Annotated in this window: 1 protein-coding gene (cut by a window edge); it reads left to right on the top strand. The window is 70.7% G+C overall.

What is annotated here, in order from left to right; translation table 11 throughout:
- A protein-coding gene (locus BMY74_RS23885) for a hypothetical protein (RefSeq protein WP_177229887.1) crosses the window boundary here: on the top strand, positions 1-12,905 show its 3' portion. The gene continues 19,228 nt to the left of window position 1, outside the view; the window shows 12,905 of its 32,133 coding nt (coding positions 19,229-32,133); its start codon lies beyond the left edge, outside the window; the stop codon is at positions 12,903-12,905.

Raw genomic sequence — 12,905 nt, 5'->3', positions numbered from 1 at the left:
TGCGCGGCCTGAGCATCGGCCGGCCCGGCCTGCACGTGCCGTGGACGGAGCCGGTCACCCTGGTCGACCCGGAATCGGGCGCCACGTCGGAGGAGACGACGTTCCGGGTCGAAGCCGACGTGTGGGTTCCCGAGGCACACGTGTCGCGCATGCGACCTGATCCGGTCGTCGTGGAGCGCACCGCCGGGCGCCAGGACCAGCCGCACATCACGTTGCGACCGGAACCGGACGCCCCGGTGTCCGCCGACCCGTTGCGCCGCGGTCTCTCCCGGGACCTCGACGGCATCAGGGTGCTGAGCTTCGAGGGGCTGGCGCACGTGCGCGCCGCCGTGCGGGACGCCCTCACCCGCGCCTCGGGCGACCCGGCCTTCTCCTTCGCGGAGTCGGACAACAGCGTGCTGGTCGACACCGTGCTGTCGCCCGACGCGGTCATGGCCGACCAGCGCGTCTTCAGCCGCACCACCGGTGTCCGCGGGCTGCAGTGGGCGCGGCGCCGGGTCAAGCGGTTCGCGGCGGCCGAGGTCTCCTTCCAGCCCCGCGACGTCGAGGTGCTGGGCGAGGGCTGGCGGCAGGCGGTGACGTCCGCCGCGGTCGAGACGGGTGTCGGTGCCGGCAAGGAGTTCACCGCGGCGGTGACCGCCGCGGCCGACCTGACGGCGTTCGCCTTCTACAAGGACGTCACGACCGACGGCAAGGAGGGCGCGACCGTCAAACCCGGCGCGCTGCTGGTGATCGAGGGCGACCCGATGGTGCTGGAGAAGTCCAGCACCGAGGACGTCGCCACGGACGTCGTGACCGGCACCTCCGCCGCGCGGCAGCCCGAGCGCCTGCACCTCGTGCGGTTCGGCGTGCGGACCACGGTCGTCGCGGAGGTGCGGTCGCGCCGGTGGCGCAACGCCTGGGGCGTGCTGCGGCCCGCCGCACCGGCGACGGCCAACGAGCAGTTCGACCTCCCGCGTGCCGTCACGGCCTGGGTGACCACCGCGCAGCTGGACGCCATCCGCACGAAGCAGGCCGAGGAGGACGCCCGCGTCCGCGACCTGGCCACGAGAACCGATCCCGCCTCGTCCGCGCTCGCGGCGCTCGCGGTCACCACGCTGGCCGGCACGGCACCGGCCGCGCCTTCCGCCGTCGCCGACGCGCTCGCGGACGACCCGGTCGCAACCGTGGACGACGAGACCGGGGATACGGCAGGGGACCGGGTCGTCGCACCTCCCGCGTTCCTGCGTCCCGGTGAACCGCTGTCGGTGGGCCTGGGTGTGGTGGACGGCGTGGTCGACATGCGGTCCGTGCTGCCTGAGCTGCGCCGTGACCTCGAACGCTCGCTCGGTCCCAAGCGCGCCCGCCGGCTCATCCCGCTCTCACCGTTGAGCACGGGTCACGACAACTACGCGGCCATCAGCTCGTGGCTCTCCGACGCGCAGACCACGTTGGAGGACTCCGCACGCGGCGGAGTTCCCCGGCCGCTGCGCCTGGAGGACCGGACCACCGGTGAGACCTACGACGTCGTCATGACCAACGAGGTGCTGGACCGGCCGGTGTTCGCCGGCCTCGAACACGGTGACGTCAAGCAGACCAGGGGCACGACGACGCTCGGCTCCCGCGTCCGCACCTTCGCCAGGACGGTGCTGCGGCTGGAGCCGGTGGTGCTGCCCGCGCTCCAGGCAGGTGGCCCCGCGCCGGACGAGAACGTCTCGCGCAGCAACCCGTACGCGATGATGGGCGGCGGCGTCATCGGTGACGTCCTGCTGGGGCGCAAGAAGAGGACGACGAAGAAGACGCACAAGGTCGTGCGCGAGAGCAGCGCCGAGACCTCCGGGACGTTCGCCAGGTTCCAGGTTCCCGTCGGGTTCACCGTCGCGGTCGAACGCCACGGCCGGCGGGTGGCGGAGGCCGGTGCCGCGCACGACGTCTCGATCCTGCACCTGCCGGAGGACACGGTCCACGCACGCCCCGCCGCGGTCACGGCCCCCGTCGTGCGGCCGGAGGAGGAAGCCGAGCCGGACGCCCTCACGCGCTGGCGCGGCGACGCCGGCCTGGGCCGCGGCTGGGCCGGGCACCTCAGGTTCGGCGCCGACGACCTGGTCGCCGCGGCCGAGCTCGCCTACCGCGAGGCGACGGGGCAGCGCGAGGTCCCCGCGGACGTCCGCCGCGCCCTGCGCACGACGCTCACCGGGTCGCGCTTCAAGGCGTTGCTGCCGCTGCACGCCACGACCGGGACGCCCCTGGAGATCCCGCTCGCCGGTGGTCAGTCGCTCGAGCTGCACGTGCGCAGGACCGGCACCCCGACGCTGACCGGCGTCTCGGCGCGCACCACCGTCTCCACGCACGGCAACAGCTCCGGCACCGAGACCGTGGCGGAGGAGTCGGCCGCGGAGTTCGGCATGGCCGCCGGCCCCCTGCTCGGTCCCGGCGGTACGCAGCCGCCGGGCCACGAGAAGTTCGGCGAGCAGAAGACCCTGGGAGGCGGTGCCGCGTTCGCGGTGCCGCTGCGGGTGGTGGGCGGCATCGGCTCCGAAGGCGAGGCCGAGGCCGAGCACCACCACGACGGCGAGTCCGTTCCCGCGTCGAGCTCGACGGGCCCGGCGGGACTGTGGCTCAACGACATCGAGGTGCGGTTCGTCGCCAGGACCAAGGGCCGCAGGAGGAACCACGACCGTGCCGCGGTCGTGGACTTCGAGGTCCGCGACGCGGTGGTGCTCGTCGACGACGACCACCGGGACCGGATCCCCGCCGACCTCGCCGACACCGCACGCGCCCTCGCGGCGGCCGACACGACGCTCGTGGCCGCGGTGTCCGCACTCGCGGGAGCCCTCGACGCCGCCCAGCGCGGCGTCGAGGGTTCGGCGGAAGCGTTGGCACGGGCGGAGAACGCCCACGCCGACGCGCTCGACGCCTGGTGGGACGCCCTGCACGCGCACGAGGCGCAGGTCGGCACCATCACCGAACCCGCTGACGAGCACCTGTTGCCGCCGCTCGACTTCGGCCCCCGTGACACACCGGCCGAGCTGCGGGACCTCGTCGACGGCACGACAGAGGCTCCCGTTGTCGTGGACGAGTCCGGTGCACGGGTGCCCGCACCGCGCCCCGAGTCGCGTCCGAGCCCGAACCGGAACACCGAGCTCCGCCTGTCCCCGGCAACGCCCGGGCTGACCCCCGCAGACCGGGTCCGCGTCGGCCGGGTCCTCGGGTGGGCGGGTGAGGACGAGTTCGCCGGTCTGGAGGTCGTCGCCCACGGCGACCTCACCGGTCCGGCACCGGCCACCGCGGTGTCGGCGGTGATGGCGGAGATCACGCGCTCTGCCCGGCGCGGTGCGGGAACGACGCCGCGCCCGCCCGTCCAGGTGGAGATGAGGCACGTCGCGGAGGCCGGGGACGTCCGGGTCGAGCTGAGGGCTGTGTTCGCTGAGGACGACGCACCGCCTGTCTCCGGTGACGTGCCGCCGAGCCCGGAGGAGGTGCGGCCGGCTTCGGTGGAGCTGCCACCGGTGCCGGAGGAGGTGCCGCCCGTCTCGGACGACGTGTCGTCGTTGTCGTCGGAGGACGTGCTGCCGGTACCGGACGACGTGTCGTCGCTGTCGTCGACGGATTTGTCGCCGGTGTCGGGAGATGTGTCGCCGTTGTCGGAGGATCTGCCGCCGGTGTCAGGTGACGTGTCGCCTCTCTCGGCGGACTTGCCGCTGGTGCTGGACGACGTGTCGTCGCTGTCGTCAGGGGATTTTTCACCGGTGTCGGGTGACGTGTCGCCGCTGTCGGAGGACGCACCGCCGGTCCCGGAGGACGCGCCACCCGGCTCGCACGAGGACGTCTCCACCTCGGCCGGGCCTGAACAACGGCCGGAGTGGACGGACCCGCAGCAGCCGGCTCCGGTGTGGTGGCAGAAGATGCCCGCCCACGCGTTGAGCGCGTTCCACGACCAGGCGCGCAAGATCGTGGGACGCCACTCGGTGCCGCCCATGTCCCTGGGAGAGCCCAGTGCGCAGCAGGTGGAGCAGCGGAACAAGCACGAGCTCGCCGTGGAGGTGGTCGCCCACCACCTCTACACCACGGACCAGGGGGTGTCGGCGGTTCCGGCCCTGAGCCCGGACGACCTGGCGCGCACACTGGCCGGGGACCTGGATCTGGCGAGCCCGCGCGGGCCCCGCGGTGGAGCGCCCGGCGATCAGGACCTCCCGGTACGACCCGGTGCCTCCTCGTCGAGCGCGCAGGACTCCGCTGCCAGGGGGCTCAGCGACGAGGAAGTCGAGAACCTGATCCGGCTGCGACGTGCAGAGCATCCCGATGAATCGAAGAAGGACACCATCGACGCTGTGCGCCGGCAGGGTGCCAGGCGCAGGGACGCGCGGTTCCTGGAGCTCTACAACAAGACCACGGGTGCCGTCCCCAGGTCGGAACGGGCCTGGGCGGACGAGCAGATCGAGGAGCTGATCCGGAAGCACCTCCCCGGTCGGAGCACCGTCGAAGGGGTTCGTGATGCACTTCGCGCGGAGGGCGTCCACGTCGGGAACAAGCGGTTCCTGAACCTGTACCACGAGGTCACGGACACCGATGCCCGGCCTTATCGGGTCGGGCAAGACGAGGAAAAGATCGAGTTCATGCGGAGGCAGATCCTCCTGGGCAAGAACATGACAGACACCATCAACGCGGCGCGCAACACGGGCATGACCGGTGGGAGGAAGAGGTGGCGGGACCTCTACTACCTGGCCCAGGGAAGGGCTGTCCAGGACTTCAGGAGAGCGCGGCACGAGTCGGGAACGGCCGGGGAGCAGGGCGCCGGGTCGAAGCGCCCGGCGGCTTCCGTCGAAGGTGTGGTGACCTCACAGCACAAGCGGAGCAGGCCATCGGTCGCCGGCGCGGTGGCGAACGAGCTGGTGGCCCTGTCCCTGGAGGAGAACAGCTCCGCTGCCACTGCCGCCGCACTGGGGTTGCGCGTCGTCGGCATCGCACCCGACGGCGACCACTTCTACGCCGCCGTGCTCGCGTCCGTGCCTGAGTCGGTGTGGTCGGACCGGCTCGACGAGCTCGGCGTGGACGCGTCCGTGGCGGGGTTGCGCCAGGCCACGGCGGACGCCTACCGCCGCGTGAAGCTGCCCGAGCTGGGTGGACGGAGCCTGGAGGGCATGGGGCGCCCGGCGGACGCGGTCGAAGACGGTCTGCGCACCCCAGGGGAGTGGGACGGCGAGAGCGTTGCCGTCGCTGCGCAGTTGGTGCCCGGGGTGTTGAAGATCAACCTCAAGACGATCACCCACGACGGCCGACTGTCGACCAACGGCGTCGCCGTCGACGACAGCCTCGACACGTATTACGTGGTCCACGACGGTGTAAACCACTACCAGGCAACCGCATCGGACGTCCCCGCCCAGGAGAGGCCGGACGACGAGCAGGACCTCGAACTCGTCCGTGCACGCATCGCCGGTCATCCCGATGACGACGACAGCGCGATCCTCACGATGGTTCGTGCATGGGGCGCCACCAGTTCCGACCACCGGCTGCGCGAGCTGATCGGCGAGGTGCGGAAAGAACGCTTGCAGCGTCTGATGCGCGTTGTCAGGCAACGGGCGGACGAGTCGAGGGCGGTCGCGGAGCACGGCACCATCGAGCGTTCGATCCACGAGCACCTCGTCGAGGATCCTCTCGCCGACAACGAGTCGATCGTTCAGGCCCTTCGTGACCGGGGTGTCGTCCTCGAAGGCTCGGAACTGACGGAACTGGTCAACGACACCAGGCTGTCCACCGTCGCGAGCGACCTCGGGCTGCGCGTCGTCGACGTCGTCCCTGGCAGGGACTCCTTCTACGAAGCCGTGCTCAGGTCCGTGCCCGGCGATGTGCTGTCCGCCAAGCTCGGCCGGGAAGGGTCCGTGACCGCGTTGCGCCACGCCGCGGCGGATGCCTACCGTCAGCTGAAGGCGCGCGAGCTCGGCGTGCACCACCCGGACGAACTGGAGCCGGACGAGGTCGAGAACGGACTGCGCACGTCGAGGCACCAGAACGAGCAGAGCACCCAATGGGCTCCGCAGCTGGTGGTCGACGTGCTGGGCGTCAACCTCAAGACGATCCGCGAGAACGGCTGGGTCTCAACGCATCCCGGCTTCGACGACGGGCTTCCCACCTACTACGTCGTCCACCGGGACGGCGACGACTACCAGGCGACCGAGCGCGCGACTCTGCCTGACGAGGTGCGTGAGCGGATTGCCGCTTTCGCGCCGGCCGCTCCCAGCAAGGACACGCTGCTCGACGCGTTGAAGCGCGTTCAAGCCCGCGAGTACCCCGCCCTGAACTTGACGAGGGAGCCCGGTGGCGTCCCGGTCAGTCCCGTCACCCGGGAGCTGGTCGGTGAATGGGTGTCGGCCATGCGGGAGAACCGGCCTGCGCTCACGCCGGCGGAGATCGCGCGGCTCTCCGGCGGCCTGGTCACCGCGGAGGCGGTCGAGCGCGTCCACCGTGCTGCTCGCGACACCACGCCTGCCGCACCCGCTGCGCCTGCGGTGCCGGGGGATGCGGACCTGCCGGGTGACGACCGGCTCAAGGACCTGGTCAAGGAATACCGCGACAGTCACCCCGACAGCAGTCCGGAAGACGTGAAGAACGCGGTCGTCGACCTGGGCGTCGTCATGGACGACGAGCGCCTGCGCGCCTTGGTCTACCAGGTCGTGGCGGAGTCGTTCGAGCGTCGCGCCCAGGTCGGCGACGGCCGGGTCAAGGACTTCGTCCGCCGGCACCTCGACCAGTACCCCCACGACACCAAACGAACGGTTGAACTGGCTGTTCGTGCGCACGGCTTCGCCATCAAGACATCGCGGTTCGCGGACATGATCCGCGATGTCAAGCAGTCCGCCACCGCCGCCGCACTCGGGCTGGGCATCGTCGACGTCCCACCCGACGGGGACTCCTTCTTCGCGGCCGTGCTCAGGTCCGTACCCGAAGACGTCCTGACGGCCCGGCTCGGTCGGGGAACGTCCGTGATGGTGCTGCGCCACGCCGCGGCGGATGCCTACCACCGCGCGAGGCTGCGCGGGCTGGGAAAGGAGCCGGGGGACGACGTCGAGCCGAACGAGATCGAAACCGACCTGCGCACTCCAGGGCGCCTGCCCGAGCACAACGAACTGTGGCTCCCGCGGTTGATGGCCGAACTGCTGAACGTCAACCTCACGGTGATCCGCAAAGGCGGCCAGCAGTCGCTCGACGGCGCCGTCGATGACAGCCTTCGCACCTACCACGTCGTCCACATGGGTGGCGAACACTACCGAGCGGCTGTTCCGCTCACTGCCGTCCAGGACGTCCACGGCGGAAGTGACGACCAGCTCAAGGCTGTGATCGAGGACTACCGCGACAGTCACCCCGGCAGCAGTCCCGAGGACATCGTGAGAGCAGTCGTCGACCGTGGAGTCGCGACCGCCGGCGACCGGCTGCGCGCCTTGGTCCACGACGTCATGGCGGACTCGTCACAGCGTCGTGAACTGCCCAGGGACGACCGGCTCAAAGCTTTTGTCCGCAAGCACCTCGCCGAGTATCCGAACGACAACCGCGACATGATCGCTCGCGCTGGCCGTGCCCGCGGCATCCGCATCGGGAAGTCGCAGTTGGCAGATGCGATCCACGAGGCGAAGCGGTCTGCCGCTGCCGCCAGGCTCGGGCTGCGCATCGTCGACGTCGCGCTCGACGGGGATTCCTTCTACGCGGCCGTGCTCAGGTCCGTGCCTCAGGACGTGTGGTCGGACCGGCTCAGGGAACTGGGCAGGGAAGCGTCCGCGGCGGGTTTGCGCCAGGCCGTCGCGGACGCCTACCGCGCGTGGAGGTTGCGCCAGCTCGACGAGCCGCGCCCAGGCGAGCTGGAGGCGGATGCCGTCGAGATCGCTCTGCGCACTCCGGGGCACCGAGCCGGGCGACACGACCTCTGGGCTCCACAGTTGGTGGCCGAACTGCTGGGCATCAACCTCAAGACGATCGAGAAGGACGGCCGGCTGACGACCAGGGCTAGTTCCGATGACCACCTTGCCTCCCATTACGTCGTCCACGACGGTGACAACCGCTACCAGGCGACCGTTCCGCTCGGCGCCACCCCGCCCGCCGCGGTCCCCGTGCCGGCGCCTCGCAGGAAGCTCGACGACCCGCAGATCCTGGACCTGGTCCGCGACCACCTCGCCCAGCACCCGGCTGACAGCGACCAGGCCGTTGCCGACGCTGTTCGTGCGCAGGGTGTCGCCGGCAAGAACACGCGGTTGCGGCACCTGGTCCACATCGTCAGGCAGTCGGCCGTCGCTGCCGACCTCGGGCTGCGCATCGTCGACGTCCCACCCGACGGGGACTCCTTCTACGCGGCTGTGCTCAGGTCCGTGCCCGAGGACGTGTGGTCGCACCGGTTCGGCAGGGAACCGTCCGTGGCGGATCTGCGTGCGGCGACGGCGGACGCTTACCGGCTCCTGAAGCTGCGCGAGTCGGGTGGCCCGAGCCTGGACGAGCTGGAGGCGGACGCGGTCGAGAACGGCTTGCGCACTCCGCTGTACTGGGACAGCCGGAGCGGTGTCCTCGCTCCGCGGTTGGTGTCCGAAGTGCTGGGTGTCACCCTCATGACGATCTTGAGCGATGGTGGGCTGTCGGCCGACGGCGTCGTCATCGACGACCGCCCCGTCCACCACGTCGCTGTCGACGACGCCAACCGCTACCGGGCGACCGTGCCGCTCGGTCCTGGGACGTCGGACGACGGGCAGCTCCCGAACCTGCGCGAGGAGGCCCGCGCCCGGCACGCCGGCAACCGGGCGGTTGCCGGAAGTGCTCCTGCACGGCGCATCATCGTCGGCGGCGAGGGGGTGCGGCCTCGGAAGAGGCTCGATGAACACCAGATCACGGAACTGATCCGCGCGCACTTCGCCAAGCACCCCGACGACGGGGACGATGCGACCGCCGACGCTGTTCGGCTGCAGGGCGCTTCCCTCAACAACATGCTGTTCCGGGACCTGATCCACGGTGTCCGGCGGTCTGTCGCCGCTGCCGGCCTCGGGCTGCGCATCGTCGACGTCCCACCCGGCGGGAACTCCTTCTACGAAGCCGTGCTCAGGTCCGTGCCCGCGGAGGTGTGGTCGGACCGGCTCGGCCGGGAACCGTCCGTGACGGTGCTGCGCGAGGCGACGGCGGAGGCCTACCGGCTCCTGAGGCTGCGCGAGTCCGGTGGCCGGAGCCTGGACGAGCTGGAGGCGGACGCGGTCGAGACCGGTCTGCGCACTCCAGGGCACTGGGACCGCGACAGCGGTGAGCTCGCCCTGCGCTTGATGCCGGGGGTCCTCGGTGCCAACCTCGTGACGATCGCGAACGACGGCCGGCTGCGGACCAACGGCCTTGCCGTCAATGACGACCTCTCCATGTATTACGTCGCCCTGAACGGGGTCAACGGCTACCAAGCGACCGTTCCGCTCGCAGCCGCCCGCGACGCCGCGGCCCTCACCTCGCCGGGCACGACATCACCCGCCGTGCTGCCGGGTGTGGTGGAGTCGAACACCGAGCAGATCATGGCTTTGGTCAAGGAGCACCGCGCGGCGCATCCCCATGACAGCGTCAACGCGGTTGTGGAGGCTGTCGGTCGCGCACGGGGCACCACCGCCGGCAGCGCGCAGGTGCGCGACCTGCTCCACATGTCCGTGAACACCTCGAGCCGATCTCGCAGGAAGCTCGACGACCAGCAGATCATGGAACTGATCCGCGAACACCTCGCCGCGCACCCCCATGACGGCTACATGGCGGCCGGCGCCGCCGTCAGGGCGAAGGGAGGTGCCGTCAAGGACACGCGGATGCGACACCTGTTCTTCGCCGTCCGGCGATCCGTTGCCGCGGCTGACCTCGGGCTGCGCATCGTCGACGTCGCACCCGACGGGGACTGCTACTACTCGGCTGTGCTCAGGTCCGTGCCCGAACCGGTGCGCAGCGCCTGGAGCGAGCGGTCCGGCCGGGAGTGGTCCGTGAGGGGTTTGCGCGCGGCCACGGCGGCCGCCTACCGCCTCCACAGGCTGCGCGAGCTCGGCGTCCGGAACCCGGACGAGCTGGAGGCGGATGCGGTTGAGATCGGTCTGCGCACCGAGGGGCACTGGAACAGCGACAGCGGTGACTGGGCTCCGCAGCTGATGCCGGGGGTGCTGGGCGTCAACCTCATGACGATCACGAGGAACGGCCGGCTGTCCACCAACGGTGTCACCCTCTACCGCGAACTTCCGACCTACCACGTCGTCTTCGACGGGGTCGACCACTACCAGGCGACCGAGGCCGTCCAGCGCGAGGTCGCACCGGAGACCCGGACCCGGCGTCCTGAGAAGCTCACCCCCGACCAGATCAGGGGTGTGATCCGCGAGCACCTCGCCGCGGACCCCTTCGACGACAGCAGGTCGACTGCCGCGGCTGTCAGTGCGCGGGGTGTCGTCCTCGGCGACGTGGAGCTCGCGAACCTCATCACGGACGTCAAGCAGTCCCTCGCCGCCGAGCGGCTCGGGTTGCGCGTCGTCGACGTCGCGGCCGGTCCGGCCTCCTTCTACGAAGCCGTGCTCAGGTCCGTGCCGGAGGACGTGTGGTCTGCCCGGCTCGGGGAGCTCGGCCGGGAAGCGTCGGTGACGGGTTTGCGCCAGGCCACGGCGGATGCGTACCGCCGCGTGAAGCTGCCCGAGCTGGGCGAGCGGAGCCTGGAGGAGCTGGGGCTCCCGGCGGACGAGGTCGAGACGGGTCTGCGGACTTCGGAGCGCCCGATCCCGCGGAGCGGCTACTGGGCCCCGCAGCTGGTGGTCAAGGTGCTCGGGGTCAACCTGATGGCGATCCTCAAGGACGGCCGGTTGTCGACCAACGCCGCCTTCGACGACGACCTCCCCACCTACTACGTCGTTCACGACGGCAATCACGAGTACCGGGCGACCGAGCGCGCGGAGATGCCGGTCGTGGTGCGGGAGCGGGTGATCGCTTTCGTGCCGCCCGCGCACGGCCTCGGCACGTTGCTCGACGCGCTGGAGGACGTCAGGTCCAACGCGTACCCCACCTTGGACCTGGCGAGGGACTCGAACGGTGCCCCGACCGACCCCACCACCCGTGCGCTGGTGGGCGAGTGGGTGCTGACCATGCTGCGGCACCGGCCCGCGTTCACGCCCGCGCAGATCGCGGAGCTCTCCGGTGGCCTGGTGACCCGGGGAATCGTCGAACGCATCCACCACGCTTCTCAGGGCACCACCGCACCCGATGTCGCCGTTGCGCCTGCCGCGCCGGTGGACACGGCCCTGCCGGACGAGGTGCGCGACCGGATCGTCACCCTCGTGCCGCCCGCGCACGGCATGGCCACGTTGCGCGATGCGTTGGAGCACATCCAAGCCACCGTGCACCCCGCCCTGGACCTGACGAGGGACCCCAGCGGCATCCCGACCGACCCCACCACCAGGGAACTGATCGGCCAGTGGGCGTGGACCATGCTCAAGCGCCAGACCGGGTTCACACCCGCGCAGGTCGTGGATCTCTCCGGCGGCCTGGTCACCGAAGCCCTGGCCGAGCACGTCCACAACCTCCCGCACGAGACCCCGTCCGAGGTCGCACCCGCCGCACCGGTGCGTGCTGATCTGCCGGACGAGGTGCGCGACCGGATCGTCACCCTGGTGCCGCCCGCACACGGCCTGGCCACGCTGCTGGAGGCGTTGGAACACGTCCAAGCGAATGTGCACCCCGCCCTGGACCTGACGAGGGACTCCAGTGGTGCCCCGGTCGACCCCGTCACCCGCGGGGTGGTGGGCCAGTGGGCGCTGGCCATGCTGGAGCACCCGTCCGGGTTCACGCCCGCGCAGGTCGCGGAGCGCTCCGGCGGCCTGATCGCCGCACATCAGGTCGCGCACCTCTACAACATCGCCGACGACGCTCCACCCGACGTCGAGGGCATGACGTGGTTGGACCAGGGACGGCGAAAGCAGACCTTCGCGGTCGAGGAGGGCGCGCTGTCCCAGGACCTGTACGTCTCGCACGCGATCGCCCACGGCCTGCAGCCGGTCATGGGGATGGACGAGCAGTTCCCCTGGCGCGACCCGGCCAACCCGCTCTACGCGGTCACGCCGATGCTCGCCGGGCCCGACGGCGACATCCACCCCGTGATCCGCGCCGAGGTCGACCAGATCACCGTCCGGGTCGCCAGGGGCAAGAAGCTGGTCGAGCGCATCGCCAACGACCCCGACGACCACCGCCTGCCCCCGATGACCCCGCAACAGTTCCGCGCGCTGTGGAAGGAGCTCGAGTACAACCTGACCGAGCGCCTGCGCCACATCGTCGCCACCACGGTCAACCCGACTCCGGAGAGCATCACCATCGCAGCCCCGCGGCCCCAGCGCCCGACCGACCTCATCTACGTCGGCCGTGTGAAGCAGCGGCACGTCCGGCCCCGGGAGGAGGTCCTGGTCGGCCAGTACCAGCTCCTGCTCGCCAACCCACCCGGCAGCGTCCCGGTCGAGCAGCAGCCGCTGCTCAGCCAGGCGAAGTTCCTGGAGTTCTACCTCGGTGGCATGTTCGACTTCCGCAAGGACCACCACGGGCAGCTGGAGGAGGAAGCCCAGTGGAGGGGACTGCACCCGCACTACCCGGGATACCTGTTCCACGGAGGCTCGAGGACGAAGCAGAACCTCATCAGCGCCGAAGGAGCAGGTAACTCGACCGCCTTCGCGAACTCCGTCCTCACCCCTGACGGCAAGATCGACCACGATCGCGTCAACGTCGTGTTCCTCGGCATCGAAGCCCTGTTCCCGGACCCGAACAACCCCGACGGCCTCATCCAGGTCGGTGGCGGTGTCCAGGTCGCGTTCGACAACGCCGTCGACCCCGACGCGAACCCCTTCGGAATCCTGCTGGCCGACTACTCCGACGAGTACGAGTTCCCCAAGATCAAGGAAGAGCCGCAGGACCAGTGA

Origin of the sequence: Lentzea albida (assembly GCF_900111005.1) — a bacterium.
Lineage (GTDB): Bacteria > Actinomycetota > Actinomycetes > Mycobacteriales > Pseudonocardiaceae > Lentzea > Lentzea albida.
This window is presented reverse-complemented; position numbering and strand designations above follow the sequence as displayed.